Origin of the sequence: Streptomyces sp. NBC_01304 (assembly GCF_035975855.1) — a bacterium.
Taxonomy (GTDB): domain Bacteria; phylum Actinomycetota; class Actinomycetes; order Streptomycetales; family Streptomycetaceae; genus Streptomyces.
This window is the reverse complement of the sequence record NZ_CP109055.1, coordinates 9,833,935-9,859,772: the sequence shown is the minus strand read 5'-3', so window position 1 is coordinate 9,859,772 and position 25,838 is coordinate 9,833,935. Positions and strand designations below refer to the sequence as shown.

General features: G+C 71.3%; 27 protein-coding genes. 7 read left to right on the top strand and 20 right to left on the bottom strand.

Going from position 1 to position 25,838, the window contains the following annotated elements; genetic code table 11:
* Positions 1-24 precede the first annotated feature (24 nt).
* The 5 genes from OG430_RS43985 to OG430_RS43965 all read right to left on the bottom strand — a co-directional run bounded on the left by OG430_RS43985 (position 25) and on the right by OG430_RS43965 (position 4,646).
* Complete coding sequence (locus tag OG430_RS43985) at positions 25-1,320, bottom strand: DUF6986 family protein (RefSeq protein ID WP_327358281.1); 1,296 nt, start codon at positions 1,318-1,320, stop codon at positions 25-27.
* 184 nt (positions 1,321-1,504) lie between these two features.
* On the bottom strand, positions 1,505-2,467 hold the full coding sequence (locus tag OG430_RS43980) for an electron transfer flavoprotein subunit alpha/FixB family protein (protein ID WP_327358280.1): 963 nt from the start codon (positions 2,465-2,467) through the stop codon (positions 1,505-1,507).
* Between the two features lie 60 nt (positions 2,468-2,527).
* Positions 2,528-3,313 carry an electron transfer flavoprotein subunit beta/FixA family protein gene (locus OG430_RS43975; protein WP_327358279.1) on the bottom strand — a complete coding sequence of 262 codons (786 nt, stop codon included), beginning with the start codon at positions 3,311-3,313 and terminating at the stop codon, positions 2,528-2,530.
* Positions 3,314-3,509: 196 nt separating this feature from the next.
* Entirely contained in the window at positions 3,510-4,028 is a 519-nt protein-coding gene (locus tag OG430_RS43970; protein WP_327358278.1) for a flavin reductase family protein, read from the bottom strand.
* 210 nt (positions 4,029-4,238) lie between these two features.
* Positions 4,239-4,646, bottom strand: coding sequence for a thioredoxin family protein (locus OG430_RS43965; RefSeq protein WP_327358277.1), 408 nt, complete (start codon positions 4,644-4,646; stop codon positions 4,239-4,241).
* Between the two features lie 75 nt (positions 4,647-4,721).
* On the opposite strand from OG430_RS43965, the gene OG430_RS43960 reads away from it, so the two are divergent.
* Together OG430_RS43960 and OG430_RS43955 are read left to right on the top strand one after the other, a co-directional pair.
* On the top strand, positions 4,722-5,159 hold the full coding sequence (locus OG430_RS43960) for a DUF4395 domain-containing protein (RefSeq protein WP_327358276.1): 438 nt from the start codon (positions 4,722-4,724) through the stop codon (positions 5,157-5,159).
* Between the two features lie 192 nt (positions 5,160-5,351).
* Entirely contained in the window at positions 5,352-6,080 is a 729-nt protein-coding gene (locus OG430_RS43955) for a lysophospholipid acyltransferase family protein (protein ID WP_327358275.1), read from the top strand.
* 15 nt (positions 6,081-6,095) lie between these two features.
* On the opposite strand, the gene OG430_RS43950 is transcribed toward OG430_RS43955, so the two are convergent.
* The 7 genes from OG430_RS43950 to OG430_RS43920 all read right to left on the bottom strand — a co-directional run bounded on the left by OG430_RS43950 (position 6,096) and on the right by OG430_RS43920 (position 13,193).
* Positions 6,096-6,797 carry a B3/B4 domain-containing protein gene (locus OG430_RS43950; protein ID WP_327358274.1) on the bottom strand — a complete coding sequence of 234 codons (702 nt, stop codon included), beginning with the start codon at positions 6,795-6,797 and terminating at the stop codon, positions 6,096-6,098.
* 13 nt (positions 6,798-6,810) lie between these two features.
* Positions 6,811-7,407: a transglutaminase-like domain-containing protein gene (locus tag OG430_RS43945; RefSeq protein ID WP_327358273.1), complete on the bottom strand. Its 597-nt coding sequence runs from the start codon at positions 7,405-7,407 to the stop codon at positions 6,811-6,813.
* 86 nt (positions 7,408-7,493) lie between these two features.
* On the bottom strand, positions 7,494-8,579 hold the full coding sequence (locus OG430_RS43940; protein WP_327359469.1) for a threonine aldolase family protein: 1,086 nt from the start codon (positions 8,577-8,579) through the stop codon (positions 7,494-7,496).
* 5 nt (positions 8,580-8,584) lie between these two features.
* Complete coding sequence (locus tag OG430_RS43935) at positions 8,585-9,385, bottom strand: SDR family oxidoreductase (RefSeq protein ID WP_327358272.1); 801 nt, start codon at positions 9,383-9,385, stop codon at positions 8,585-8,587.
* Positions 9,382-10,782: a DUF6421 family protein gene (locus tag OG430_RS43930; RefSeq protein ID WP_327358271.1), complete on the bottom strand. Its 1,401-nt coding sequence runs from the start codon at positions 10,780-10,782 to the stop codon at positions 9,382-9,384. The genes OG430_RS43935 and OG430_RS43930 overlap by 4 nt, the downstream gene beginning before the upstream one ends.
* Positions 10,783-10,863: 81 nt before the next feature.
* Positions 10,864-11,823 (bottom strand): alpha/beta hydrolase fold domain-containing protein, encoded by a 960-nt coding sequence (locus tag OG430_RS43925; RefSeq protein WP_442816771.1) that lies wholly within the window; start codon positions 11,821-11,823, stop codon positions 10,864-10,866.
* A gap of 194 nt (positions 11,824-12,017) precedes the next feature.
* The gene (locus OG430_RS43920) at positions 12,018-13,193 is read right to left on the bottom strand and encodes an LLM class flavin-dependent oxidoreductase (RefSeq protein ID WP_327358269.1); all 1,176 of its coding nucleotides are present in this window, start codon (positions 13,191-13,193) and stop codon (positions 12,018-12,020) included.
* A 155-nt stretch (positions 13,194-13,348) separates the two neighbouring features.
* On the opposite strand from OG430_RS43920, the gene OG430_RS43915 reads away from it, so the two are divergent.
* The 3 genes from OG430_RS43915 to OG430_RS43905 all read left to right on the top strand — a co-directional run bounded on the left by OG430_RS43915 (position 13,349) and on the right by OG430_RS43905 (position 15,185).
* Complete coding sequence (locus OG430_RS43915; protein ID WP_327358268.1) at positions 13,349-13,951, top strand: PadR family transcriptional regulator; 603 nt, start codon at positions 13,349-13,351, stop codon at positions 13,949-13,951.
* Positions 13,952-14,293: 342 nt separating this feature from the next.
* Positions 14,294-14,416 carry a hypothetical protein gene (locus tag OG430_RS43910; RefSeq protein WP_327358267.1) on the top strand — a complete coding sequence of 41 codons (123 nt, stop codon included), beginning with the start codon at positions 14,294-14,296 and terminating at the stop codon, positions 14,414-14,416.
* A gap of 85 nt (positions 14,417-14,501) precedes the next feature.
* The gene (locus OG430_RS43905) at positions 14,502-15,185 is read left to right on the top strand and encodes a glycerophosphodiester phosphodiesterase (RefSeq protein ID WP_327358266.1); all 684 of its coding nucleotides are present in this window, start codon (positions 14,502-14,504) and stop codon (positions 15,183-15,185) included.
* A 6-nt stretch (positions 15,186-15,191) separates the two neighbouring features.
* Here OG430_RS43905 and OG430_RS43900 read toward each other — a convergent pair whose 3' ends face one another.
* The gene (locus tag OG430_RS43900) at positions 15,192-15,803 is read right to left on the bottom strand and encodes a GNAT family N-acetyltransferase (protein ID WP_327358265.1); all 612 of its coding nucleotides are present in this window, start codon (positions 15,801-15,803) and stop codon (positions 15,192-15,194) included.
* A 49-nt stretch (positions 15,804-15,852) separates the two neighbouring features.
* Here OG430_RS43900 and OG430_RS43895 point away from each other — a divergent pair, with 49 nt between their 5' ends.
* Both OG430_RS43895 and OG430_RS43890 read left to right on the top strand, forming a co-directional pair.
* Positions 15,853-16,239, top strand: coding sequence for a VOC family protein (locus tag OG430_RS43895; RefSeq protein WP_327358264.1), 387 nt, complete (start codon positions 15,853-15,855; stop codon positions 16,237-16,239).
* A 136-nt stretch (positions 16,240-16,375) separates the two neighbouring features.
* Positions 16,376-17,683, top strand: coding sequence for a cytochrome P450 (locus OG430_RS43890; protein ID WP_442816665.1), 1,308 nt, complete (start codon positions 16,376-16,378; stop codon positions 17,681-17,683).
* Between the two features lie 99 nt (positions 17,684-17,782).
* Here the strand turns inward: OG430_RS43890 and OG430_RS43885 are convergent, their stop codons facing one another.
* The 7 genes from OG430_RS43885 to OG430_RS43855 all read right to left on the bottom strand — a co-directional run bounded on the left by OG430_RS43885 (position 17,783) and on the right by OG430_RS43855 (position 25,784).
* Positions 17,783-18,619, bottom strand: a complete 837-nt coding sequence (locus OG430_RS43885) for an ABC transporter ATP-binding protein (RefSeq protein ID WP_327358262.1) — start codon at positions 18,617-18,619, stop codon at positions 17,783-17,785.
* 240 nt (positions 18,620-18,859) lie between these two features.
* Complete coding sequence (locus OG430_RS43880) at positions 18,860-20,209, bottom strand: ABC transporter ATP-binding protein (protein WP_327358261.1); 1,350 nt, start codon at positions 20,207-20,209, stop codon at positions 18,860-18,862.
* Positions 20,210-20,303: 94 nt separating this feature from the next.
* Positions 20,304-21,179, bottom strand: coding sequence for an ABC transporter permease (locus OG430_RS43875; protein ID WP_327358260.1), 876 nt, complete (start codon positions 21,177-21,179; stop codon positions 20,304-20,306).
* A complete protein-coding gene (locus OG430_RS43870; protein ID WP_327358259.1) occupies positions 21,176-22,126 on the bottom strand; it encodes an ABC transporter permease in 951 nt (316 codons plus the stop codon). The genes OG430_RS43875 and OG430_RS43870 overlap by 4 nt, the downstream gene beginning before the upstream one ends.
* Entirely contained in the window at positions 22,126-23,754 is a 1,629-nt protein-coding gene (locus OG430_RS43865) for an ABC transporter substrate-binding protein (RefSeq protein ID WP_327358258.1), read from the bottom strand. Before OG430_RS43865 ends, OG430_RS43870 begins: the two co-directional genes overlap by 1 nt.
* 12 nt (positions 23,755-23,766) lie before the next feature.
* Positions 23,767-24,747, bottom strand: coding sequence for a nitrilase-related carbon-nitrogen hydrolase (locus OG430_RS43860; protein WP_327358257.1), 981 nt, complete (start codon positions 24,745-24,747; stop codon positions 23,767-23,769).
* A 5-nt stretch (positions 24,748-24,752) separates the two neighbouring features.
* Positions 24,753-25,784 (bottom strand): agmatine deiminase family protein, encoded by a 1,032-nt coding sequence (locus tag OG430_RS43855; RefSeq protein ID WP_327358256.1) that lies wholly within the window; start codon positions 25,782-25,784, stop codon positions 24,753-24,755.
* Positions 25,785-25,838 lie beyond the last annotated feature (54 nt).

Genomic DNA, 25,838 nt, shown 5'->3' with positions numbered 1-25,838 from the left:
GAGCCGAGTCCGTGAAGAAAGTGGCTACTTCGCGGAGGCGGTCAGGTCCGCGCGGCGCGGGCCCGAGTAGCTCTGCAGGCGGGCCAGGGTGAGGCCGGTGAGGCGGCCGACCTCGCCGGAGTCCAGGGCGCCGCAGTCCAGGCCGCGCAGCAGGTAGCCGGCCAGGGCCTTGGCGGTGGCGGGCTCGTCCATGACGTCGCCGTCGACGTGGTTGGCGTAGGCGGCCAGGCGCTTGGCGGCGGCCTCGAAGCCCTCGCGGTAGAAGGCGAAGACGGCCGCGTACCGGGTCGGGATGTGCGCGGGGTGCATGTCCCAGCCCTGGTAGTAGGCGCGGGCCAGGGCGCGGCGGGTGAGGCCGTAGTGCAGCTTCCAGGCCTCGTGGACGTGCTTGGTCTCGCCGATGGGCAGCACGTTGGTGGAGCCGTCGGAGACGCGTACGCCGGTGCCCGCGGCGGCGACCTGCATGATCGCCTTGGCGTGGTCGGCGGCGGGGTGGTCGCTGGCCTGGTAGGCGGCGGAGACGCCGAGGCAGGCGCTGTAGTCGAAGGTGCCGTAGTGCAGGCCCGTGGCGCGGCCCTCGGCGGCGTCGATCATGCGGGCGACGGCGGCGGTGCCGTCGGCGGCGAGGATGGACTGGCTGGTCTCGATCTGGATCTCGAAGCCGATCCGGCCGGCGTTCAGACCGCGGGCCTTCTCGAACTCCTCGACCAGGCGCACCATCGCGGTGACCTGCTCGGTGTACGTCACCTTCGGCAGGGTCAGCACGAGGCCGTCGGGCAGGCCGCCGGCCTCCATGAGGCCGGTGAGGAAGACGTCGAGGGTGCGGATGCCGCGGTCGCGGACCGGGGACTCCATGCACTTCATGCGGATGCCCATGTACGGGGCCGCGGTGCCGTTCTTGTACGCGTCGACGATGATCCGGGCGGCGCGGGCGGCGTCCTGGTCCTCGTCGGCGCCCTTGTAGCCGTCCTCGAAGTCGACCCGGAGGTCTTCAATGGGCTCGCGCTCCAGCTTGGCGCGGACGCGGTCGTAGACGGCCTCGGCGAGGTCGTCGCTCAGGCCGACGGCCTTGGCGAAGGTCTCGGCGTCGGGCGCGTGCTCGTCGAGCGCGGCGAGGGCCTTGTCGCCCCAGGTGCGTATGGTGTCGGCCTGGAACTGCTCACCGGGCACGTAGACCGTGTGCACGGGCTGGCGGGTGCCGGGGTCTCCGGGGTAGCGGCGCTCCAGCTCCGCGTCCACCGGGGCGAGCGAAGCACTGATGCCCTCGCTGATCGCGCCCGCGAGGCTCGTCGCCACCTGCTCCTGCTGACCCTGACCCATCCTGGACCCTCCGCCTGTTCGTTTTTCCGCTTCACGGAATCAACAATCCGCATAGCGAAGTTAATCGGCTCGACGACTTGCGTCAATGGTCTCCTGAAACGCCGCGGGGCCGCGCGGTGAAGATCACCACGCGGCCCCGGGCCTTCAACATCCCCGCAGGTCAGCGCCTGCGGTCCGATTCGGGTCAGCCCTTGCGGGTCTTGACCTCTTCGGTGAGCTGCGGGACGACCTCGAAGAGGTCGCCGACCACGCCGTAGTCGACCAGGTCGAAGATCGGGGCCTCGGAGTCCTTGTTGATGGCCACGATGGTCTTCGAGGTCTGCATGCCGGCGCGGTGCTGGATCGCACCGGAGATGCCGGAGGCGATGTACAGCTGCGGCGACACCGACTTGCCGGTCTGGCCGACCTGGTTGGAGTGCGGGTACCAGCCGGCGTCGACCGCGGCACGCGAGGCACCCACGGCCGCGCCGAGGGAGTCGGCGAGCGCCTCGATGATCGAGAAGTTCTCGGCGCCGTTGACGCCACGGCCGCCGGAGACCACGATCGCGGCCTCGGTCAGCTCGGGGCGGCCGGTGGACTCGCGCGGGGTGCGGGCGGTGACCTTGGTGCCGGTGGCCTGCGCCGAGAAGGAGACCTCAAGGGCCTCGACGGCGCCTGCGGCCGGGGCGGCCTCCACGGCGGCCGAGTTCGGCTTGACCGTGATGACCGGGGTGCCCTTGGACACACGGGACTTGGTGGTGAAGGACGCCGCGAACGCGGACTGCGTCGCGACCGGACCCTCGTCACCGGCCTCCAGGTCGGTGGCGTCGGTGATCAGACCGGAGCCGATGCGGACCGCGAGGCGGGCCGCGATCTCTTTGCCCTCGGCGGAGGAGGGGACGAGTACGGCGGCCGGGGACACGGCCTCGTACGCGGCCTGCAGCGCGTCCACCTTCGGTACGACGAGGTAGTCGGCGTACTCGGCGGAGTCGTTGGTGAGGACCTTCACCGCACCGTGCTCGGCGAGCGCGGCGGCGGTGTCGGCGGCGCCGTTGCCGAGCGCGACGGCGACGGGCTCGCCGATGCGGCGGGCGAGGGTCAGCAGCTCGAGGGTGGGCTTGCGGACGGCGCCGTCCACGTGGTCGACGTAGACCAGAACTTCAGCCATGGGACTTCAATCTCCTGCGGTTGCGAAGAAGTTGGGCGGTTGTGAAGGGGTGACTGAAGCTCAGATGAACTTCTGGCCCGCGAGGTACTCGGCGAGCTGCTTGCCGCCCTCGCCCTCGTCCTTGACGATCGTGCCCGCGGTGCGCGCGGGGCGCGCGGCGGCGGAGTCGACCGCGGTCCAGGCGCCCTCCAGGCCGACCTCTTCGGCGTCGAGGTCGAGGTCGGAGAGGTCCCAGGACTCCACCGGCTTCTTCTTGGCGGCCATGATGCCCTTGAAGGACGGGTAACGGGCCTCGCCCGACTGGTCGGTGACCGAAACGACGGCCGGCAGCTGCGCCTCCAGCTGCTCGGACGCGGAGTCGCCGTCGCGGCGGCCCTTGACGACGCCGTCCGCGACGGAGACCTCGGAGAGCAGCGTGACCTGCGGAACGCCCAGGCGCTCGGCCAGCAGCGCCGGGATCACACCGGCGGTGCCGTCGGTGGAGGCCATGCCGGAGACGACCAGGTCGTAGCCGGCCTTCTCGATCGCCTTGGCAAGGACCAGGGACGTACCGATGATGTCGGTGCCGTGCAGATCGTCGTCCTCGACGTGGATGGCCTTGTCGGCGCCCATCGAAAGCGCCTTGCGCAGCGCGTCCTTGGCGTCCTCGGGGCCGACGGTCAGCACGGTGATCTCCGCGTCGTCCGCCTCGTCGGCGATCTGCAGGGCCTGCTCGACCGCGTACTCGTCGAGCTCCGACAGCAGGCCGTCCACGTCGTCACGGTCGACGGTCAGGTCATCGGCGAAGTGCCGGTCGCCGGTGGCGTCGGGCACGTACTTCACGGTGACAACGATCCTCAAGCTCACGCCGGCTCTCCTACTGCATCGTCATTTCTGGGCTGCTGCCTTATGCCAGGCAGCATAGGCGCCTGAAGAGGCGGATTCCGGTCGGGGCGACCCGCGCTCCGATCGGAATGTTACTAGCCAGTACACCCAGTACGTACCCAGTAAGCAAGCGCTTGGAACTGTGACGTTGCCAACGCTGCGTAGTCATTCCCTGCCGTCATTCCCTCAGGGAACCGAACCGGCCCTGGTGGTAGAGCAGCGGGCGACCGCTCGCGGGGCCCGTCCCGTCGGGGTCGCCGACGACGACCTCGGCGAGCACCAGGCGGTGGTCGCCGGCCGGGACGCGCGCGACGATCCTGCAGACCAGCCAGGCCAGGACGCCGTCGAGGACCGGTACGCCGTGCGGGCCCTGGTGCCAGCGGGTGGGCTCGGCGAAGCGGTCTGCGCCACTGCGCGCGAAGGTGGCGGCGAGGTCCTGCTGGTCCTCGGCGAGGATGTGCACGCCGACGTACTCGGCCTGGGAGATCACCGGCCAGCTGGACGAGCCGGTGCCTATGCCGAAGGAGACCAGCGGGGGCTCGGCAGCGGCCGAGGAGAGCGAGGTGGCGGTGAAGCCGACCGGCCCGAGACCTTGGGCTGTGATCACCGCTACACCCGCCGCGTGCCGGCGGAAGCTGGCGCGCAGCAGGTCAGGTGAGGCGAGACGAGGGGCCGAGAGGTCGGGTGTGGCCGTCATGGAGTTGTCCTTCTGCCGATGCCGTGTGTGCGAGGTCCGTGGCTGCCCAGTGGCGCGGACAGCGCGCACTCGCATGGCGGGCGAGGTCCACATGGACGCGCTCGTACAGAAGGATTTCCGGCGGCATGCGCTCAGGCTGACGATGAGTGCTGCCTGCAGTCAAGTGCGTACCGGGATATGGGAGATGATTCACGGGCGCCCCCCGGGCGATCACACGGCCTCCCCCAGTGCGGCGATCACATCGGCCTTGCGGGGCTGGCCCGCGGCCCGGCGCACGATGCGTCCCGCCTTGTCGAGGACGAGCACGGTCGGGGTCTTCAGGATGCCGAGTTCCCGTACGAGCGCCAGGTGCTCCTCGGCGTCGATCTCGATGTGCGCGACCCCGGGGACGAGGCCCGCCACGTCGGCGAGGACCCGGCGGGTGGCCCGGCAGGGCTGGCAGAACGCGCTGGAGAACTGCACCAGGGTGGCGCGCTCGCCGAGCCGGTCGCCCAACTCCCGGGCGCCGAGCACCTTCTCGCCGTCTTGCACCTTCACCCTCCCGTCGCGCCGCTGCCGCAGCAGCCCGAACGCGCTCGCCGCCGCGAGCACCACCGCACAGACCACGAGTCCCGTCATCGCCTGCTGCAGCGTTCACGAGACCGCAAAGATTCCCGGGGTCCGCGGGCGGCTTTCGCCGGGGATGCTGAGGGTGTGAACGCAACCGACATCGCAGCCGACATCGATGTGCGCGGTCCGCGCTTCGGGGCGGCCGTGACGACCGCCGTGCTCTCCCTCGTGCTGATCACCTCCAGTTTCTGGCTGCTTGCCTGGCAGGCGCTGTGTTTCGCGCTCGGCGCGGTGGCCGGGGTGCAGCGCTCGCCGTACGGGTGGCTGTTCCGTACGGCGCTGCGTCCCCGGCTCGGCCCGGCCGTGGAGCGCGAGTCGCCCCGGCCGCCGCGGTTCGCCCAGGGCGTCGGCCTTGCCTTCGCCCTGGTGGGGCTCGCGGGGTACGGGTGGGGGCCGCAGTGGCTCGGGCTCGCGGCGACGGCCTGTGCGCTGACGGCCGCGTTCCTGAACGCGGCGTTCGCCTACTGCCTGGGGTGCGAGATGTATCTGCTGCTGCGCAGGGGGCTGCCCGGGCGGGGGTGACAGGGTGGCAAAAGGGCGGCAAAAACCCCACGTCACGGCCGTACGTGACGAGAATCTCCCGGTTCGCGGACGTCAGGGGTGGCTACTCGGCCCGCCATGGGGCACGATCTGCCCATCGCCCTAAACCTACGGGCGCGTAACTTACCGCTCGGAAACTTACACTCCGGGCGCAGAGAAGGGTCATCGCCGCCCATGGCAGAACTCGTCTACCGTCCGGTCATCGGTGCAGCGCTCACGCTCTTCAAGGCGCTGGACCTGAAGATCGACCTCAAGGGCACGGAGAACATTCCGCGTTCGGGCGGGGCGGTCCTGGTGAGCAACCACATCAGCTACATGGACTTCATCTTCGCCGGGCTCGCTGCCCGGCCGCAGAAGCGTCTGGTGCGCTTCATGGCCAAGGAGTCCGTGTTCCGGAACAAGATCTCCGGCCCGCTGATGCGCGGCATGAAGCACATCCCGGTGGACCGCAACAACGGCGAGGTGGCGTACAAGCACGCCATGGACTCGCTGCGCTCCGGCGAGATCATCGGGGTCTTCCCGGAGGCCACCATCTCGCCGTCGTTCACGCTCAAGAGCTTCAAGTCGGGTGCGGCCCGGATGGCCCAGGAGGCGGGCGTCCCGCTGATCCCGGTGGCGCTGTGGGGCACCCAGCGGCTGTGGACCAAGGGGCGTCCGCGCAACATCAAGCGCGAGCACATCCCGGTGACGATCCGCGTCGGCGAGGCCATCGAGGCGCCCCGTGACCAGTACGCGGGTGCCATCACGCGGCGGCTGCGCCAGCGCATGGAGGAGCTGCTCGAGACCGCGCAGCGCGCCTACCCCGGCCGCCCCAAGGGCCCCGAGGACTCCTGGTGGCTGCCCGCCCACCTCGGCGGTACGGCCCCGACCCCGGCGCAGGTGCGCGAGGCCGAGGCCGGCTGAGCCGCACGCCGGTGACTACTCCGGGGCGCGGACGGTGATCTGCGCCCCGGGGCTGAACTTCGCGAGCAGCTCGGCGAGTTCGGCCCCGGCCTGCTCCAGTTCCGCGACCGGCATGGGCGCGAGGGACTCGAGCAGGAAGATGCCGCTCGTGGTCTCCTCGGTGAGCCGGGTGCGCGGGCCCTGGCGCCAGTTCCAGCGCCGGCAGGTGACGCCCGCGTCGTCGCGCCAGACGATTTCCCCGGCGTCCGGGTGCTCGACGACCTGCTCCCCCGCGGCGACCGTGACGAAGTCCTCCTCGCCGCTTGCCACGACGAGCCGCATGTCGCCCTTGATGTGGTCGAGGTCCTCGCCGCCCACGGGGATCAGGTGGGCCACGCTGATCGCGTTGTAGAGGTCGACCAGCAGGTTGATGCGCGGCAGCCCGCCGACCCCTCCGTCTGCGAGCGCCCGCTTGGCGAGCGCCTCCGCGGAGTTGCGGGTGCGGTTCGGCTTGGAGCCGAAGGCGGTGTACGCCTCGCGCCAGGCCGCGATGTGCGCGTCCTCGTGCGGCGCACGGCCCGCCAGGCGCTCGGCCAGCCGCTTCGCCGCGTCGTCGAGGAGCGCCGAACTCGCCTCGCTGCTGGGCCCGTTGACGAGCCCGTGGGCCTCGATCGCGAGGTGGGTGAAGCCGGGGACGAGGGCGCGGACCTCGTCGGACACGGTCAGCTGGAGGGTCATGGTCCGTCGTGCCTCACAGTTCCGAGGGGTAGATCTGCCACAGGTGCGGCCGGTCGCGGGCCTCCTTGAGTGCGCGGAGGGCAACCGGGCTAGGTTCAGCGTACAGGACTGGATAGTCCACTTCATTGGACTCAGGATCCACGGGCCAGGCCAGCCGCTCCTCACCGAGGCGGAACTGCGCATCGACGCCCTCCGGGAGGTTCCCGCGCGGGTCCTGCCGGTGCCAGGCGCCGCCCAGGCGTACGGCGACCAGGCCGTGCAGCGAGTATCCGCTCGTGTTGTCGTCCCGCAGCCGCTGGTAGCAGAACGCCGTCGGAATGTCCTCGGCCCGCAGCAGGGCGGCCAGGGCATGGGACTTGGCGGTACAGATCCCGGTGCGCTCGCGCAGCACGTCGGAGGCGCGCCAGGTGACCTCCATCCGGCCCGAGTCCTGCGAGTGCGGGACGGCGTCGCGCACGAAATCGAAGGCCGCGTGGGCGTATTCATAGGAATCGGCGGATGACTTTGCAAGACCCGCCGCCGTCTCACGGACCAGCGGATGGTGGTGGTCGATGACATCACTGGCGGCCAAATACGCCGACAGATCAGGGTTTTCCTGGATCAGCTGCATGACGAGTGAGCATAGGAAAGCGACCGACCGGGAGTCAATGACTTTACGATCGATCGCATACCTATGCACTGCAGGAGAGTCGACGGCTACCGGGCCATCTCCTCCTTGAGCGCCGCCACGAACCGGTCCACGTCGTCCTCGGTCGTGTCGAAGGAGCACATCCAGCGCACGTCGCCGGCGGCCTCGTCCCAGAAGTAGAAGCGGAAGCGCTCCTGCAGGCGCTCGCTCACGTCGTGCGGAAGGCGCGCGAAGACGGCGTTGGCCTGCACCGGGTAAAGGATCTCCACGCCGTGCACCGCGCGCACGCCCTCGGCCAGGCGCTGGGCCATCTCGTTGGAGTGGCGGGCGTTGCGCAGCCACAGGTCCTTGGCGAGCAGCGCCTCCAACTGCACGGACACGAAGCGCATCTTGGAGGCGAGCTGCATGGACAGCTTGCGCAGATGCTTCATGTGGCGGACCGCGTCCGGGTTCAGGACGACGACCGCCTCGCCGAACAGCATGCCGTTCTTGGTGCCGCCGAAGGACAGCACGTCGACGCCCGCGCGGGTGGTGAAGGTGCGCAGCGGGACGTCGAGGGCGGCCGCGGCGTTGGCGATCCGGGCGCCGTCGAGGTGCACCAACATGCCGTGTCCATGGGCGTGTTCGCAGATCGCGCGGATCTCGTCGGGCGTGTAGAGCGTGCCCAGTTCGGTGTTCTGCGTGATCGAGACGACCTGGGGCATCGCCCGGTGCTCGTCGTCGAAGCCGTACGCCTGCCGGTCGATGAGCTCGGGCGTGAGCTTGCCGTCCTCGGTGGGCACGGTGAGCAGCTTGAGGCCGCCGACCCGCTCGGGGGCACCACACTCGTCGACGTGGATGTGCGCCGACTCCGCGCAGATGACCGCGCCCCAGCGGTCCGTCATGGCCTGCAGCGCGGTGACGTTGGCGCCGGTGCCGTTGAAGACCGGGAAGGCCTCCGCGGTGGCGCCGAAGTGGCCGCGGATCAGCTGCTGCAGGTTCGCGGTGTAGTCGTCCTCGCCGTAGGCGACCTGGTGGCCGCCGTTGGCGAGGGCGAGGGCCGCGAGGATCTCGGGGTGGGCGCCCGCGTAGTTGTCGCTGGCGAAGCCGCGTACTTCTGGGTCGTGATGCCGCTTGGCATCCGTCTTCGGCGGATTGACGGCTATCTGGTTCAAAGAGTTCACGGCTTCTCGGTCAGCCACAGACGGGTTCCGTTCACTTCCCCGGCGGGCCGCTCCCAGACGCCGGCGACGGCCTCGGCCAGCTCCTTGACGTCCGTGAAACCCGCGAACTTCGCGTTCGGCCGCTCCGCGCGCATCGCGTCGTGGACCAACGCCTTGACCACCAGGATGACAGCCGCCGACGACAGCTCCTCGGCACCCTCGGCCTTGGCGGCCTTGCGGAAGGCGTCGCCCAGGGCCAGCGTCCAGGCCTCGGCCGCGGCCTTGGAGGCGGCGTACGCGGCATTGCCCGCGGTCGGCTTGCTCGCTCCGGCGGCGGTGGTCAGGACGTAGCGGCCGCGGTCGCTGCGCTGCAGGCCGTCGTAGAACGCCAGCGAGGTGTGCTGCACGGTGCGGATCAGGAGCTTTTCGAGCAGCTCCCAGTCGGCGAGGTCGGTCTCGGCGAAGGACGCCGAGCCGCGCCAGCCACCGACCAGGTGGACCAGGCCGTCGATGCGGCCGAATTCCTTCTCGGTGCGCGCGGCCCAGTCGCGGGCCGCGGCCAGGTCGAGGAGGTCCACGGTGTCGCCGGTGACCGTCGCGCCGCCGTGTGCGTAGCGGGCCGCGTCCACGGCTTCCGCGAGGCGTGCGGCGTCCGCGTCCGAGGCGACGACGATCGCGCCCGCCTCGGCGAGCCGGAGCAGCGTGGCCCGGCCGGCGGGGCCTGCGGCACCCGCCACCGCGATCACGGCGCCGTTCAGTGCGCCGCCGTTTCCGGTCTGCGTACCCATCGTGCTCACCTCCGTGCCACGGTGGCTCATGCGGCCACCCGCTCGGCGTTCGAAGCGGTGATGCCCTTGGTCGCGGCGATCACGTTCTTGAGCTTCTTCGAAAGGGCCTCATAGAACATGCTCAGCGGAAACTCGTCCGGAAGCACCTCGTCGACGAGTTTCCGGGGCGGCAGCGACAGGTCCAGGGCGTCGGGGCCCTTGGCCCAGCGCGATCCGGGGTGCGGGGAGAGATAGGTCGAGACCAGTTCGTACGCGGCGAACCAGTGGACCAGCTTCGGGCGGTCGATGCCGGCCCGGTAAAGGTCCTCGATCTCGGCGCACAGCTGGTTGGTGACCTGCGGGGCGCGCTCCCAGTCGATCTTCAGGGTGTTGTCGGTCCAGCGCAGCACGTCGTGCTTGTGCAGGTAGGCGAAGAGCAGCTGACCGCCGAGGCCGTCGTAGTTGCGTACGCGCTCACCGGTCACCGGGAAGCGGAACATGCGGTCGAACAGCACCGTGAACTGCACGTCGCGGGCCTGGGCGACGCCCTCGGCCTCCAGCTTCACGGCCTCCTTGAAGGCGGTGAGGTCGCAGCGCAGCTCTTCGAGACCGTACATCCAGAACGGCTGGCGCTGCTTGATCATGAACGGGTCGAAGGGCAGGTCGCCGTGGCTGTGCGTGCGGTCGTGGACCATGTCCCACAGCACGAAGGCCTGCTCGCAGCGGTCCTGGTCGGCGATCATCTCGCGGATGTCGTCGGGCAGTTCGAGCCCGAGGATGCTCACCGCGGCCTCGGTGACCTTGCGGAAGCGGGCGGCCTCGCGGTCGCAGAAGATGCCGCCCCAGCTGAAGCGCTCGGGGGCCTCGCGCACGGCGATGGTCTCCGGGAACAGGACGGCCGAGTTGGTGTCGTAGCCCGGGGTGAAGTCCTCGAACTTGATGCCGATGTAGAGCGGGTTGTCGTAGCGCGTGCGCTCCAGGTCGGCCAGCCAGTCGGGCCACACCATGCGCAGGACGACCGCTTCGAGGTTGCGGTCCGGGTTGCCGTTCTGCGTGTACATCGGGAAGACGACCAGGTGCTGCAGTCCGTCGGCGCGGTGCGCGGCGGGCTGGAAGGCAAGCAGCGAGTCGAGGAAGTCCGGGACCTGGAAGCCCTCGTCCGCCCAGCGGCGCAGATCCGCGGCGAGCGCGCGGTGGTAGGCGTCGTTGTGCGGGAGCAGCGGGGCGAGCTGCTCGATGGCGGATATCGCCCGGTCCACGGCCAGTTCGGCCACCGACCTGGAAGGGGCGCCCTCGGCGGTGAAGTCGATCGACCCGTCCTTGGACTGCCAGGGCCTGATCTCCTCCACGGCATCCTTGAGCACGGGCCAGGCCGGGTGCTCCACGACCCGGGTGCTGCCGGGAGGAATCGTTTCCTCGGTAGCGGCCTGCACAAGAATTTCCGTCATGACACTTCCTCCACGGGAGAACCTCGCGTAAAGACACCGTATGCATGCGAGGTTCTCCGCCACAAGAGGGGCCTCGGGAAATTATCCTGCGCTACCCCCTGGTTCACCGCCGTTTTTCCTGTCGGTAGCCGTTGCCGCGACAGTCTCGACCACTTCCGCCACTGCGGTCGCCGCATCCTGCAGTACCTGCGGGAAGCCGAAGAATCCGTGGAACATCCCCGGGAAGTGCCCCTCCGTGACCGTCACTCCGGCCTCGCGCAGTTTCGCCGCGTAAGCCCGGCCCTCGTCGCACAGCGGGTCACAGCCGGCCGTCACGATGTGTGCGGGCGGCAGGCCGGTGAGGTCACCGCGCAGGGGCGAAACGCGGGGGTCGGTGCGGTCTGCCGCCGGGTCGCCCAGGTATTGCGCCGCGAACCACTGCATGTGCGGGGTGGACAGGAAGAACCCGGTCCCGTTCGTCTCGTACGAGGGCCACTGCTGCACCAGGTCGACGGCGGGGTAAATGAGCACCTGCAGGGCCGGCGCCGGCCCTCCCCGGTCGCGGGCGCTCTGGGCGGTGACGGCAGCGAGGTTGCCGCCGGCGCTGTCGCCCGCGACGACCAGGGCGTGCAGGTCGCCGCCGAGCTCGGCCACGTGGGCCGCGGCCCAGCGGAAGGCGGCGTCCGCGTCGTCGACGGCCGCCGGGAAGGGGTTCTCCGGGGCGAGCCGGTAGTCGACCGAGACGACCGCCGCGCCGGCGCCCCGGCAGAGCGCGCGGGCCGTGCCGTCGTGGGTCTCCAGGTCGCAGATCGCCCAGCCGCCGCCGTGGTAGAAGACGACGGTCGGCCGTGGGCCGGTGGCCTCGGCGGGGTCGGGCAGGTAGATCCGCACCGGTATCTCGGGCGCCCCTTCGGGGCCGGGGATGGTGCGGTCCTCCACGGAGCCGACCGCGGTCGGCTCCCACGGGGGCTCGGGGGTGGCGGCGAGGACGCGGCGGGCCTCGGCGGCGTCCGTGACCGTGCCGCCGAGGTCGGGGAAGACGGAGGTCAAGAGGTCGACCATGGCGCGGGCTTCGGGGGTCAGGCGGTCGGGTGCGCCGGGCGGCGGAGGGGCGGCTTCGGCGGGCTTCGCGGGGGCGGCTGCGGCTCCGGCCGGTGTCGCGGGGGCGGCTTCGGCGGGCTTCGCGGGGGCGGCTGCGGCTTCGGCGGGAACCACCGGGGCGGCTTCGCCGGGTGTCGCGGGGTCGGCTTCCAGGCTCATCGGGCTTGCTCCTCCTGCTCGTTACGGGAGTGCGAGTCGTTGCGGGAGTGCGAGTCGCCCCGGAAATGCGGGATGACCTTCTCGCCCCACTGCCGGATCGTCTCCAGGCAGGCCTCCTGCGGCACCGTGCCCATCTGGATCAGGCACATGATCTCGTCGGCGCCCGCGTCCCTGAGCTGCTCGACGTAGGCGATGGCGTCATCGGCGGTGCCGTAGGCGTGGTCCGCGTTGAAGGTGGCGGTCGAGGTGGGGCGTACCGGAATGTTGTGCTCGTGCAGCCGCGCGACCGTCTGCTCGGCGGCCTTGCGCATCTCGGCGGCCTCGTCCGTGCCCTCCACGACGGCCTCGTCCGGGATGCCGGCGCCGCCGTACCAGTGGCCGATGGACTGGGCGAAGAACCGCTGGCCTCGGATCCCGATGCGCTGCGCCTCGTCACGGTCGTCGAGCACGATCGTCGGACAGAGTACGGAGAAGTGGTCGTTGATGACAGAGGAGACGAGCCGCTCTCCGGTACGGGCCGCGATCGAGGCGTCGTAGGCGGTGCGCATCTCGGTGATCGACTCGGGGCCCGCGAAGCCCATCACGAGGGCGCCGATGCCGAAGTCGGCGGCCTGGGTGAGGGTTTCGGTGCGACTGCAGGCCAGGAACAGCGGGGGGTGCGGGGTCTGCTTCGGGCGGGGCAGGATCGGGTGCGGGTCGATGTCGATGAGCTCGCCGTGGTACTCGAGCTCGTCCTCCTGCCAGGCCTTGCCGATGATCCGCAGCGCCTCTTCGACCTCCTGGGTCGTGCGCTCCTTGTCGACGCCGCACAGCGAGGTCTCCTGCGCGGTGCCGCCGCGGCCCGCGCCCAGGTCGAGACGGCCGCCGGAGAGCAGGTCGAGCATGGCGGCCCGTTCGGCCACGCGCGCGGGGTGGTTGAACTTGAACGGCATGCAGACCACGCCGTGGCCTATGCGGATCGTGCTGGTCTTCGCCGCGACCCAGGTCAGGAAGATCTCCGGGGCACTCATGTGCGCGTACCACTTGAGGGAGTGGTGCTCGACCGCCCAGATCCGGTCGAAGCCCATCTGTTCGGCGAGTATCGCCTGTTCGACGCTGTCCCGGATGACCTGGTGCTCGCGCTCGACGGTCGGATCGGTCAGCTGGGCCTCGAAGATGACCGAGAACTTCACGGTGCCTCCTGGGAGTTGGGGGTCGCATGCGGGTTCCGCGCTTTATTTCAATTAGCCATATGACTAGTCGTCAGATCTCGAAGTGGCAAGAGATGCGGCAAGAGATGTGGCGAAGGGGATTGCGCGGGCCGTGTCCGCCCGCCTTCAATGCGGCCATGAGTGATCGCCGGACAGCACAGCGCCAGGACGCCGACGGCGGGGACGGCCCGGGGGCCGGTCTTCCGCAGACCGCGTGGGCCGTGCTCGGCCTGCTCTCCTTCCCCGGCGAGCGGACCGGGTACGAGCTGAAGAAGTGGGCGGACGCCTCGCTGCGGTTCTTCTACTGGTCGCCCGCCATCAGCCAGATCTACGCCGAGCTGCGCCGCCTGGAGTCCCTGGGCTACGCGACCTCGCGCCGCTCGGGCCCGGAGGCACCGCGCACCAAGCGGACGTACGCGATCACCGATGAGGGACGTGCGGCACTCGCCGCCTGGGCCGGGTCGGGGCAGGACGTGGGCGCCCCGGTGCTCAAGCATCCGCTGCTGTTGCGGGTGTGGCTCGGGCATCTGGCGGCGCCGGAGGATCTGCGGGCGCTGGTGACGGAGCATCTGGCGCGCACGAAGGGCGAGTTGAAGGAGGTACGCGACGCGCTCGCGCAGGCCGGGGGCGTCGAGGCCTGGAGCCATCCGCAGATCGCGCTGCGCTGGAGCGAGCGGCGGCTCCTCTCGGAGCTGGAGCTCGGTGAGGGGATGCTGGCGGATCTGGACGAGCTGGGCTGACCGCTCCGCGTGAGCGCTTCGCTGGAAGGCCTGGTGCGGGGTCAGCGGGGCGCCCGCAGGCCATGGCGGATCTGCGGGCCGTCGGTGGCCGGGCGCGCAGTTCCCCGCGCCCCTTGCGGGGCCTCTCGGCGGCTGCCGGTTTCAGAGCCCGCGCCACCGGCAGGACGGTTCAGAATCTGCGGGCCGTCGGTGGCTGGGCGCGCAGTTCCCCGCGCCCCTTGCGGGGCGCGTCAATCCTTGCCTGACGCGCCCACGCACGAGTGAAGAAGCTCGCGGGCCGGGTGCCCGGAACGGTAGGACGGGCGGGGTCCGTTGCCGTCCGCCAGTTGGAGCAGTGTCGAGTTGAGCACCCGTGCCGTCCTTGTCGCCGCCGTCATCACCGGGTTGATCCTCGGCATCGTCGGGGCCCGAGCGGAGCGCTCCGCTTCCTCGGAATCCACCGGTTCGGTGCGGGTCCATCGCTGACCGGGACCATTAGGCTGCGGCCTTGTCCGCGTGGCGCAGGGACCGCACCGCGCGGGGAGCCGCCGTCGACGGAAGCGAGTGAACCTTGAACTTCCTCACCATCGGTCATCGCGGGGTCATGGGCATCGAGCCCGAGAACACCCTCCGTTCCTTCATCGCCGCGGAACGGGCGGGCCTCGACCTCATCGAACTCGACCTGCACCTGAGCAAGGACGGCGCGCTCGTCGTCATGCACGACGCACAAGTGGACCGCACCACCGACGGCAAGGGCCCGATTGCCGAGAAGACCCTCTCCGAGCTGCGCGAGCTGGACGCCGGGCGCGGCGAGCGCATCCCCGTCTTCGAGGAGGTCCTGGACGCCGTCAGGCGCCCGCTGCAGGCGGAGATCAAGGACGTGGCCGCCGCCAGGGCGCTGGCCGAGGTGATGCACCGCCGCGACCTGGTCGCCCGCGTGGAGGTGCTCTCGTTCCACGACGAGGCCCTCGGGGAGATCAGCCGTCTGGTGCCGGGCGTACGCACCGCGCTGGTCGCCAGCCGTTACGGCACGGACGTCGTGGAGCGGGCGACGGCGGTGGGCGCCACCACCCTGGTCCTCAACATCCGCCGCATCACCCTGGAAGTCGTCGAGGCGGCCCGCAAGGCCGACCTGCGGATCATCGGCTGGGTCGTCAACACCCAGGAGCACCTGCGCCTGGTCCGTGCCCTGGAGCTGGACGGGGCCACCACCGACTACCCGGAGATCAAGCGGACCGGCCGCTTCACCGCCTGACCCTCCTCAGTCGAGCGGCTTGACCAGCAGCTCGAACTGCAGGTCGTCGCGCAGCGGCACACCGAAGCGCTCGTCGCCGTACGGGAACGGGACCATCTGTCCCGTACGGCGGTAGCCGCGCCGCTCGTAGTAGGCGATCAGGTCGTTACGTAGCGAGATCACCGTCATGTGCATCTCGCGCACGCCCCACTCGGCACGGACCCGGCGCTCCGCCTCCGCGATGATCACCTTGCCGAGGCCGGCGCCCTGCAGGGCGGGCCGGACCGCGAACATCCCGAAATAGCCGGCCCCGCCGCGGTGCTCCACCCGGCAGCAGGCGACGAGCTCGCCGCCCTGCCACACGGTGAGCAGCCGGCTGTCCTCCTGCTTGACCGCCTCGCGTACGGCCTCGGCATCGGTGCGCTGGCCCTGGAGGATGTCCGCCTCCGTGGTCCACCCGGTCCGGCTCGAATCACCGCGGTAGGCCGACTCGATGAGTGCGACGAGGGCGTCCACCTCGGTGTCGGCGTCCGTGGCGTCGCGGAAGGAGAGTTCGGGGGTGGCGGGGGCGGTGTCCATGGCGGCGCGGCCTTTCGATCGCTGGAGCGAGGGTGGCCCGACGAGCCTAGCGCCGCTCATGGGGGCCCTGGTATGTCCACGGGACCCCTGAGTCCGGGACCATGGTCCGATGGTTCACGTACTGAGCAGTCGTACGCTCCTGCGCCCCGTCGACCCGGACCGCAGCCGCGCCTTCTACGGCGAGGCGCTGGGGCTCGCCGTGTACCGCGAGTTCGGCACCGGGCCGGAGCGGGGCACCGTCTATTTCCTCGGCGGCGGGTTCCTGGAGGTGTCCGGGCGGGCCCCGGCCCCGCCCGAGGCCGGAATGCGGCTCTGGCTCCAGGTGGCGAACCTCGCGGCGGCGTACGAGGAGCTGCGCGCGCGGGACGTCCCCGTGCTGCGGGAGCCAACACTCGAACCCTGGGGTCTACTGGAGATGTGGATCTCCGACCCCGACGGCGTCGAGATCGTCCTCGTCGAGGTGCCCGCGGAGCATCCGCTGCGCTACCGTCCCTGACCGGGAAAAACGGACGTGCGTGCCGTGACCGGCACAAACCCCTGACCTCGGTCGACACGCCGATCACCCGGCACCTTATGCTGACCGCTCCGCCACGACCGCACAGCCCTGTTAGCGGTTGGCTGTACGACAACCCATGGAGCTCACGTTGAGGGCGAATCTCCGTTCCCGCATCGCCGCGCGGCTCGGGCGCAAATACCTCGCCAGGATCCAGAAGCACGGGATCGGTTCGACCACCATCTCGCTCCTTCCCGAACCCCTGGTGCGGCCGCTGCGCAGGGACGGCCTCGACCCGGTGGCGGAGCTGGCCGAGGCGCGGCGCACGACGCCGGTCTCCAAGGTGCCGCTGCCGTTCGCCCTCGACGCCTGGGTGGTCACCGGGTACGACGAGGTGAAGGAAGTGCTCGCCGCCACGGACGGGTTCAGCACGGACTTCACCAACCTCGCGGGCAACGCCGGCCTCGGCGAGGAGCACAACCCGGGTGGTCTGGGCTTCGCGGACCCGCCGGTGCACACGCGGCTTCGGCGCATCCTGACGCCGGAGTTCACCATGCGGCGGCTGCGCAGGCTCACGCCGCGCATCGACGCGATCATCGAGGAGCGGCTCGACGCGATGGCGAAGGCGCCGGGTCCGGTGGACCTGGTGGAGGCGTTCGCGCTGCCCATCCCGTCGCTGACGATCTGCGAGCTGCTCGGGGTGCCGTACGAGGACCGCGACGACTTCCAGCGCCTCAGCATGGCGCGCTTCGACCTGTCGGACGGCGCGGTCGCCGCGTTCGGTGCGACCTCGGACTCGCTCGACTACTTCCGGGACGTCGTCAAGAAGCAGCGGGAGAACCCCGGCGACGGACTGCTCGGCATGATCGTCAAGGAGCACGGGGACTCCATAGGCGACGACGAACTCGCCGGCCTCGCCGACGGGGTGCTGACCGGCGGCTTCGAGACGACCGCGAGCATGCTGGCGCTCGGCGCGCTGCTGCTCCTGAAGGACCCGGAGACCTTCGCCCTCATACGTGACGCGGAACCCGACTCCGACACGGTGAACGTCTTCGTCGAGGAGGCGCTGCGCTACCTGACCGTGGTGCAGCTGGCGTTCCCCCGCTTCGCCAAGGAGGACATCGAGGTCGCCGGGGTGCTCATACCCAAGGGCGACATGGTCCTTTGCTCGCTGAGCGCCGCCGACCGGGACGAGGTCCTCACCGGCGACGAGGGCGACTTCGACCCGCACCGCAAGTCCTCCGGGCACCTCGCCTTCGGCTACGGCATACACCGGTGCATCGGGGCGGAGCTGGCGCGGATGGAACTGCGGGCGGCGTTCCCGGCGTTGGTGCGGCGCTTTCCCGAGATGCGGCTTGCGGGGGCGGAGGCGGATCTGGCCTTCCGGAAGCTGTCGATCGTGTATGGGGTGGAGTCGCTGCCGGTGCATCTGGAGGGGCGCAGCTAGCCCCGGGGCTGCATCGGCCTCCCGCCTGCCGCATCAGACTCCTGTCTGCCACACGAGTTCGGCGACCGGAGCCAGGCATCACAAGTGCGGCGACCGACGCTAGGCATCCAGCGCCCGCCGCGCCGCCCCGATCCGCTCCGGCTCCCACCCGGGCCGGGGCAGCGAGGCCAACAGCAGCCGGGTGTAGGGGTGTTGGGGTTCGCTCAGCAGCTGGGCGGTCGGGCCGCGTTCCACGATGCGGCCCTTGCGCAGCACCACGGCGTCCTCGGTGACGGCGCGTACGACGCCCAGGTCGTGGGTGATGAACAGGCAGGCCACGCCCGTCTGTTGGCGGATGTCGGCGAGCAGATTGATGATCTGGGCCTGTACGGAGACGTCGAGGGCCGCGACCGCCTCGTCGAGGATCAGCACCGCCGGCTCGACGGCCAGGGCGCGGGCGATCGCCACCCGTTGGCGCTGACCGCCGGACAGCTGCCGGGGCAGGGCCGAGGCCTCGCGCGCGCCCAGGCCGACCTGGTCGAGGAGTTCGGCCGCGCGGCGGCGGGTGTCCACGTCCGGGAAGTGCAGGCGCACCGTCTCGCGCAGGGCGGCGCCGACGGGGACGCGCGGGTCGAGCGAGGAGTAGGGGTCCTGGAACACCATCTGTACGTCCCGGGCTCTGCGCAGCCGCGCCGCCCGGCCCCGACCGAGCCTGGCCCGGTCCCGGCCGCGCACCAAGACCCGTCCTGCGTCGGCTCGTTCGAGCCCGGCGATGATGCGGGCGGTGGTGGTCTTGCCCGACCCGGACTCGCCCACGACGCCGAGGGAGCCTTTGGCGGGCAGGGTGAAGGACACGTCGTCCACGGCCTGCGTGGCACCGAAGGCACGGTGCAGGCCGGTGACTTCGAGTACGGGGGCGGGCGGTGGCCCGGGGGCGGTGTCGTCGGCTTCAGTCATGGCGGTGCCTCTCTGCGAATGGTCCACGGTGGAGCTGCGCACGCCATGGGTACCGGGGCGCGGTGAGGGGACGGCGGCACGCCTGCGGGCACCGCGATCGGCGAATGCCGTCGGGCCGCTCAACTCGACGGGTAACAGGACGGGTTGGGGCGCGGGTCCCGGGGCGGGCCGGATCCCGGACGTGACCTCGGGGCCGGTTGACCCTGGTGCCGGAACGGGCCGGCCCCCGGCGACGGGGCATCAAGGCGTCGCTCCTTCCCCGAGCGTCAGCTCCGCCGCGTGATGGCAGGCCACCACCGTGCCCGCGTCCAGGGGGCGGAGCGCGGGCGTCTCGGTGCCGCAGCGGTCCGTGGCGTGGGCGCAGCGTGGGGCGAAGGCGCACCCCGGCAACTCGGTGCGCAGGTCCGGTGGGCGGCCCGGGATCGCCGGGAGGTGGCCGGGCGGCGCTTCGAGGCGGGGCGTGGAGGAGAGCAGGGCCGCCGTGTAGGGGTGGCCCGGTGCCCCGAACAGGGCGCCGGCGGGGCCGGATTCGGCGATGCGGCCCGCGTACATGACGTACACCCGGTCGCTGATGGCCGCCGCGAGCTCCAGGTCGTGGGTGACGAACAGCAGGCCGGTGCCGAAGCGTTCGCGCAGGCCGGCGAGGAGGGCCACGATCTCCGCCTGGGTGGTGACGTCCAGGGCGGTGGTCGGCTCGTCGGCGAGGAGCAGCCGGGGGCCGGCCATCAGCGCGCCGGCGATCATGACGCGTTGCAGCATGCCGCCCGAGAGCTCGTGCGGGTAGCGGCGCATGACCTGTGCGGACAGCCCGACGGCGTCCAGGAGTTCGGCGGCCCGGGCATCCGGGTCGGCGCCGCCCTGCAGCGGTGCGCGCTCGCCGCGCCCCGTGTCCGCCCGCATCCCTTCCAGCAGGAGTTCGGGGGCCCGAGCGTCCGAGCCGGCACTCCCCTGCCGCTGCGTACGCTCGCCTCGCCCCGCGTCCGCCCGTACCCCCTCCGGCAGACGTCCCGCGACCCGAGCGTCCGAGCCGGCACTCCCCTGCCCCCGCGAACGCTCACCGCGCCCTGCGTCCGCCCGCATCCCCTCCGGCAGGAGTTCGGCGGTTCGGGCATCCGGACCGGTGCCGCCCTGCCCCTGCGGGCGCCGCCCCCGTCTCCCGTCCGCCGTCAGGAGGCCGCCGCCCCGGGCACCCGTGTCGAAGCCACCCCGGCGCTCCGCGCGCCGCGCCCGCCCCGCCTCTGCCCGCAGCCCCTCCGTGAGGAAGTCGCCGATCCTGCGCAGCGGGTTGATCGCGGCCCGCGGGTCCTGGAAGACCATCGCGGCGGTCCGGGCCCGTACCCGCCGCAGCCGCTCCGCGTCCATGGCGAGGACGTCGTCGCCGGCGACCCGCACCGCGCCCGAGGTCACCGCGCCCGGCGGCAGGAGGCCGAGGGCTGCCCGTGAGGTGAGGGTCTTGCCCGAGCCCGACTCCCCCACCAGGGCGACCGTCTCACCGGCCGCGACCGTCAGGTCGACCCCGTCCAGGACGGGCCGGGCGGCGCCCGGCAGCGACAGCCTCAGCTGCTCGATCTCCAGCACGGAAGCCGTCATCGGCCCCTCCTCTCGATCCGGCGGACAACGCATTCCCTTTCCATGGCCACGGCGAGCCCGACCGCCGCAACCGCCTTCCGCAGCCCCGGCCGCCTCATCGGCCTCTCCCCGCGACCCGGTCGGCGAGGCGTTCCCCGACGACGTTGAAGGCGACCACCGTGAGCACGATCGCGGCGCACGGCAGGACCGCGCACAGCGGGCGGCCCTCGAGGATCGCGGACTGCCCCTCGTTGACCATGGCGCCCCAGTCCGGGGTCAACGGCGGTACGCCCAGGCCCAGGAACGACAGGGCGGCCAGATCGAGCAGGGCGTAGCCGAAGTTGACCGTCGACTGGGCGAGTACGACGGGCAGGATGTTGGGCACCAGGTGGCGCACGCAGATCCACGGGCCGGCGAAGCCCTGCACCCGGTACGCCGCCAGATAGGGCCGCTCCCGTTCGGCGAGGGCCAGGCTGCGGGCGAGGCGGCTGACGAAGGGGGTGTACGCGAGGGACAGGGCCACGACGGGCGCGAACAGGCCCTGGCCGTACAGCGCGACGAACAGCATCGCGAGCAGCAACCCCGGGAAGGCGAGCAGGAGTTCACTGCTGCGGGAGAGGGCCGTGTCGAGCCAGCCACCGCGCCAGGCGGCGGCCACGCCGATCACCAGGCCGAGCAGGGTCGAGAACGCGACGACACCGAGCGGCCCGAGCAGCGACGTACGGGCGCCGTGGATCAGCCGGGACAGGGTGTCGCGTCCGGAGATGTCGCCACCGAGCAGGTGGTCCGCGCCCGGCCCGCTCAACGCGGCGCCGAAGTCGACCGAGTTGGGGTCCAGCGGCGCCAGCCACGGCGCGGCGAGGGCGACCGCCACGACGAGTGCCGCGATGCCAAGACAGCAGCGGAAGAGCAGGCAGCCGCCCCCGGATCGCAGGCGGGAGAGGCCCGGACGGCGCACCGGAGCGGCGGCGGGAACGGTCTGCAGGGTCATGCCGCGCTCCTCGTGCCGAGAGCCACCCGTGGATCGAGCCAGGGATGGACGAGATCGATGACCAGGTTGACCAGCACGAACAGCCCGACCACGAGCAGCGAGACGGCCTGCACCACCGGGTAGTCCTTGACGGTGACGGAGCGGGCCAGGAACTCGCCGAGTCCGCCGAGCCCGAACGCCGACTCGACGAGGATCGTGCAGATGACCAGGCCGGAGAGGGTGAGCCCGCCCTGGGTGACGACGGTGCCGAGCGCGTTGCGCAGCACGTGCCGGCGGATGACGGTCCGCTCGGGGATGCCGCGGCTGCGGGCCACGGCGACGTGTTCCCGGCCGAGTTGTTCGAGCATGGCGGCGCGGGTGACGCGGGCGAGGACGCCGACGAAGGGCAGGGCGAGGGCGATCGAGGGCAGGGTGAGGTGGTAGAGCATGTCGAGCGGGCCCGCGCCGCTGCCGAGGGTGGGGAACCAGCCCAACTGCACGGAGAACACGGCCAGAAGCACGATCGCCGCGACGAACGACGGCGTGGCGACCGCCACCGACGTACCGACGAGGACGGCGGAGTCGAGGGCTCCGCCGCGCACCGCGCCCACCCAGCCGAGGACGAGCCCCACCACGATCACGAGGGTCGCGGCCATCGCGATGAGGACGAGCGTGCCCGGCAGCCGGGCCCCGACCAGCCCCAGTACATCGCTGCGGTACTGCACGGACTGCCCGAAGTCGCCGGTCAGGGCGGAGCCGAGCCACTTGGCGTACTGCACGGCGAAGGGTTCGTCGAGGTGGTACTGGGCCCGGATCGCCGCCAGCGCCTCGGGGTTGGCGCCGCGCCCGCCGAGCAGGAAGGTCTCGGGCTTGCCCGGCGCGAGGAAGACGGAGCCGTAGACGAGGAACGACGCGGCGAGGAGCGTCAGGACCAGTTCGGTGAGACGCCTGAGCAGGAAGCGGAGCATCAGCCTCTCGCCCCCACATCGGCCGCCCAGGGGTAGTAGAGGTAGGAGACGGTGGTCGGCGCGCCGGTGATGCGCCGGCTCTGGAAGACGGCGTTCGGGTACTCGGCGACGGGCAGGCAGATGGCCTTGTCGAGGGCCAGCTTCTGTAGCTGGGCGGTGATTCGGCCACGCTTGACCGGGTCGTACGTCGCGCTCGCCCGTGCCTCGACCCGGTCGTACTCGGGGTCGCTGAAGTGCGCGTAGTTCTCGAACTGGCCGGTGCGGAAGTTGGTGTAGATGCCGAGCGGGTCGGTGATCGACAGGTAGTAGGTGTACGGGAAGAGGTCCAGGCCCTCGCGCGCCTTGGCGTCCGAGAAGAGCGCCGTGAAGGCGTCCGGGGCGATGGTCTTCAGCTCGACGTTCAGGCCGATTCGGGTGCCCGCGTCCTGGACGGCGAGGGCGAGCAGGGAGACGTCGGGGCCGATGGGGCTGGTGGCGACGGTGAGCTTCTTGCCCTCCGCGCCGGCCTGCCGGATCAGTTTCCTCGCCGTCTCCAAGTCCCGTTTCACCGTCGGTAGTTGGCGGTAGGCGCGGTCGGTGATGCCGCGAGGTATGCCGCGCCATGCCGCGCGTGGGGCCGGCGCGCTGGTGGGGGTGGCCGAGCCGCGCATGGCGGCGCGTGCGAAGCCCTCGCGGTCGAGGGCGAGCAGGAGGGCGCGGCGTACGCGGACGTCCTTGAGGGTGCCCTTGAGGCTGGCCACGTTGAGGTTGACGGTGGTCAGTCCCTCGCCGAAGGAGAGGGTGCCGCTGTCGCTGGAGCGCAGCCGGGCGAGGCTTTCGGGCGGGACGCCGAAGGTGCCGTCGACCTCGCCGGTGAGCAGGGCGTTGGTGCGGGCCGAGCTGTCCGGCAGGAAGGTGAAGGTGACGTGGCCGGCCTTGGCGCGACGGCCCCAGTAGCCGTCGAAGCGGTCCAGGCGCAGCGACTGCCCGCGATTCCAGCGGCCCAGCTCGAAGGGGCCGGTGCAGTCGAGGCCGCCGTCCGCGGTGCCGAACTTGCGCCCTTGCGCCTTGATGCTGCGCGAACTGGCCACGGTTCCCGCCGAGTTGGCCATGGCCTGCGGGAAGAGCGCGTCAGGCCGCTTGAGCCGTACGGTCACCTGCAGCGGCCCGGTCTTGTCGATCGAGGCCACATTGGCGAAGTCCTCGTTCCAGTACGAGCCGAGCTTCGGGTCGAGGTGGCGGCGCAGGCTGTACACCGCGTCGTCGGCGGTCAGCTCGCCCCCGCCGTGGAACTTCACGCCCGCCCGCAGGTCGTACACCCAGGTCTTCGGGTCGGGGTTGCTCGCCTTGCGGGCGAGGCCCGGCTCGGTGGTGAGGCCGGGCGTCCAGCGCATCAGGGACTCGCAGACGTTGGCGAGGACGGTGTTCTGCGGATAGTCGAAGGCGTACAGGTAGTCGAGGACGGGCGGCTCCGCGTACAGCGCCCAACTGAAGCCGGATATCTCGCCCTTGGGCCTCGGCGTACCGGCGGAGAGCCGGTAGTCGGCCGCGCCCCGGGACCCCGCCGGCGTGCCACAGGCCGTGAGGACGAGGGCGAGGGCGAGCAGCAGGGCACCGGCGGCCGCGGCCCGGCGCGGGATCTTCGCCATGCGGCACGCTCCTTATGTGGTCACGGGCTCGATGAGCTGCCCGTACAGCTCGGGGCGGCGGGTCTGCAGCAGGCCGAAGTCGAGCCAGTCACGGCGCTGGTCGAGGTCGAGATCGGCGACGAGCACGGCGGGGCGGTCGCGCGGCGCCCGGAGCATCACGCGGCCGTAGGGGTCGGAGATGAAGGAGGACCCGTAGAACTCCGTACGCCCCTCTGTGCCGACCCGGTTGGGCACCACCATGAACAGCGCGTTGGCCAGGCCGTTCGACGAGATGGCCTGCTCCCACATGGGCCGGGTGTCGAACTCGGGCATGTCGGGCTCGGATCCGATCGCCGTCGGATGCACGAGGATCTCGGCGCCGCGCAGGGCGTAGGTGCGGGCCAGCTCCGGAAACCACTCGTCCCAGCAGGTCGGGAACCCGAAGCGGGCCGCGCCCGCGATCTCGACGACGGGGAACCCGCTGTCACCGGGCCGGAAGCAGAGGTCCTCGCGGTAGCCGGGGAAGGCCGGGATGTGGTTCTTGCGGGTGCGGGCCAGGAGCGTCCCGTCGGGGCCGACGCACACGGCGGTGTTGTAGCCGAGGCCGCCGTCGGCCGCCCGCTCGTACAGCGAGGCGTGCACGGTGATGCCGAGTTCGGTGGCGAGTTCGGTGATCAGGCGGGTGGTGGGCCCGTCGGGGATGTCCTCCAGGTGACGGACCGCGTCCGCGGCCATGGCCTCGTCGGCGGCGAAGTAGGGGCTGCGGGTCAGCTCGGGCAGGCAGACCACGGTGGCGCCCCGGGAGGCGGCGAGGCGGATCCCGGCGCGCAGCGCGTCGTCGTGGGCGTGCTCGTCGGACTGCCGGCGCATCTGGACAAGTCCCGTACGCAGGAAGGGGCGTTGGGGAGGTTCGAGGCGGGCCGGGGAGCCGAGGGGCGATCCGAAGGAGGTGAGCAGGTCGTACGTCACCGAGTTCTGGTTCTGGTTCTGGTTCTGGTTCTGGTTGTACGTCATGCCTCTCACGCCCCCACGCCCGGCAGGGCCTTCGGCAGCTGCTGGGTGATGCAGTGCACTCCCCCGCCGCCGTACGCCAGCGTCGGTGTGCGGACCCCGACGACCTTGCGGCCCGGGAAGGCGGAGGCGATGACGGCGAGCGCGGCGTCGTCGTCCGGGGCGCCCGCGACCGGGACGACGACGCCGCCGTTGGCGACGTAGAAGTTCAGATGGCCGACCTCGATCGGCTCGCCGCCGGTCGCCTCCGCCCCGCCGACCGTGCCGTACGCGGTCTGCGGGACCTCGATGATCTCCAGGCGGCGGCCGCGCGCATCGGTGACCGCCTCCAGGACCGCGCGGTTGGCGCGCATCCGGGCATGGTCGGGGTGGGCCGGGTCGGCCGGGAGCTGGACGATCACCTTGCCGGGGGCGACGAAGGCGCACACCCCGTCGACGTGCCCGTCGGTCTCCTCGTCCTCGAAGCCGCCGTACGGCAGCCAGATCACCTTGGTCACGCCCAGGCGGTGCCGCAGTTCGCGCTCGATGTCGGCGCGGGCCATGCGGGGGTTGCGGTTGGGGTGCAGCAGGCACTGCTCGGTGGTGATCAGGGTGCCCTCGCCGTCGACGGTGAGCGCGCCGCCCTCGAGGATCATCGGGGAGTGGTGGCGGTCGACGCCGAGCCGGTCCAGGAGCAGCGCGGCGAACTTGTCGTCGGCGTCCCACGGGTAGTGCTTCTCGCCCCAGGCGTTGAAGCGGAAGTCCACACCGGCGCGGGTGCCGTCCTCGCCCAGGACGAAGATCGGGCCCGAGTCGCGCAGCCAGGAGTCGTCGATCGGCAGCTCGATCACGCGTACGCCGTTGCCGCAGGCCGCCTCGGCCTCCCGGCCGGCGCCCGGCGCGGCCACCATGATCACGGGCTCGAACGCGGCGACGGCCCCGGCCACGGCGGCGTACTCCCGTTTGGCGGCCTCGAACTGTGTGCCCCACAGTTCCCGCCGGGTCGGCCAGGCCATCAGGCAGGCCTCGTGCTCGGCCCATTCGGCCGGCATGCGCATCATCTGGATCTCCCTTTCGGGCTGGAGCAGCAGTATTGATCGCCGCTCTTGCCCGCA

Bases quoted from the DNA above. Each gene is read 5' to 3' on its own strand.
- OG430_RS43985 (WP_327358281.1), bottom strand. From the start codon at position 1,320: ATGGGTCAGGGTCAGCAGGAGCAGGTGGCGACGAGCCTCGCGGGCGCG.
- OG430_RS43980 (WP_327358280.1), bottom strand. From the start codon at position 2,467: ATGGCTGAAGTTCTGGTCTACGTCGACCACGTGGACGGCGCCGTCCGC.
- OG430_RS43970 (WP_327358278.1), bottom strand. From the start codon at position 4,028: ATGACGGCCACACCCGACCTCTCGGCCCCTCGTCTCGCCTCACCTGAC.
- OG430_RS43965 (WP_327358277.1), bottom strand. From the start codon at position 4,646: ATGACGGGACTCGTGGTCTGTGCGGTGGTGCTCGCGGCGGCGAGCGCG.
- OG430_RS43955 (WP_327358275.1), top strand. From the start codon at position 5,352: ATGGCAGAACTCGTCTACCGTCCGGTCATCGGTGCAGCGCTCACGCTC.
- OG430_RS43950 (WP_327358274.1), bottom strand. From the start codon at position 6,797: ATGACCCTCCAGCTGACCGTGTCCGACGAGGTCCGCGCCCTCGTCCCC.
- OG430_RS43945 (WP_327358273.1), bottom strand. From the start codon at position 7,407: ATGCAGCTGATCCAGGAAAACCCTGATCTGTCGGCGTATTTGGCCGCC.
- OG430_RS43935 (WP_327358272.1), bottom strand. From the start codon at position 9,385: ATGAGCCACCGTGGCACGGAGGTGAGCACGATGGGTACGCAGACCGGA.
- OG430_RS43930 (WP_327358271.1), bottom strand. From the start codon at position 10,782: ATGACGGAAATTCTTGTGCAGGCCGCTACCGAGGAAACGATTCCTCCC.
- OG430_RS43925 (WP_442816771.1), bottom strand. From the start codon at position 11,823: ATGGTCGACCTCTTGACCTCCGTCTTCCCCGACCTCGGCGGCACGGTC.
- OG430_RS43915 (WP_327358268.1), top strand. From the start codon at position 13,349: ATGAGTGATCGCCGGACAGCACAGCGCCAGGACGCCGACGGCGGGGAC.
- OG430_RS43900 (WP_327358265.1), bottom strand. From the start codon at position 15,803: ATGAGCGGCGCTAGGCTCGTCGGGCCACCCTCGCTCCAGCGATCGAAA.
- OG430_RS43895 (WP_327358264.1), top strand. From the start codon at position 15,853: ATGGTTCACGTACTGAGCAGTCGTACGCTCCTGCGCCCCGTCGACCCG.
- OG430_RS43890 (WP_442816665.1), top strand. From the start codon at position 16,376: ATGGAGCTCACGTTGAGGGCGAATCTCCGTTCCCGCATCGCCGCGCGG.
- OG430_RS43885 (WP_327358262.1), bottom strand. From the start codon at position 18,619: ATGACTGAAGCCGACGACACCGCCCCCGGGCCACCGCCCGCCCCCGTA.
- OG430_RS43880 (WP_327358261.1), bottom strand. From the start codon at position 20,209: ATGACGGCTTCCGTGCTGGAGATCGAGCAGCTGAGGCTGTCGCTGCCG.
- OG430_RS43875 (WP_327358260.1), bottom strand. From the start codon at position 21,179: ATGACCCTGCAGACCGTTCCCGCCGCCGCTCCGGTGCGCCGTCCGGGC.
- OG430_RS43870 (WP_327358259.1), bottom strand. From the start codon at position 22,126: ATGCTCCGCTTCCTGCTCAGGCGTCTCACCGAACTGGTCCTGACGCTC.
- OG430_RS43865 (WP_327358258.1), bottom strand. From the start codon at position 23,754: ATGGCGAAGATCCCGCGCCGGGCCGCGGCCGCCGGTGCCCTGCTGCTC.
- OG430_RS43860 (WP_327358257.1), bottom strand. From the start codon at position 24,747: ATGACGTACAACCAGAACCAGAACCAGAACCAGAACCAGAACTCGGTG.
- OG430_RS43855 (WP_327358256.1), bottom strand. From the start codon at position 25,784: ATGATGCGCATGCCGGCCGAATGGGCCGAGCACGAGGCCTGCCTGATG.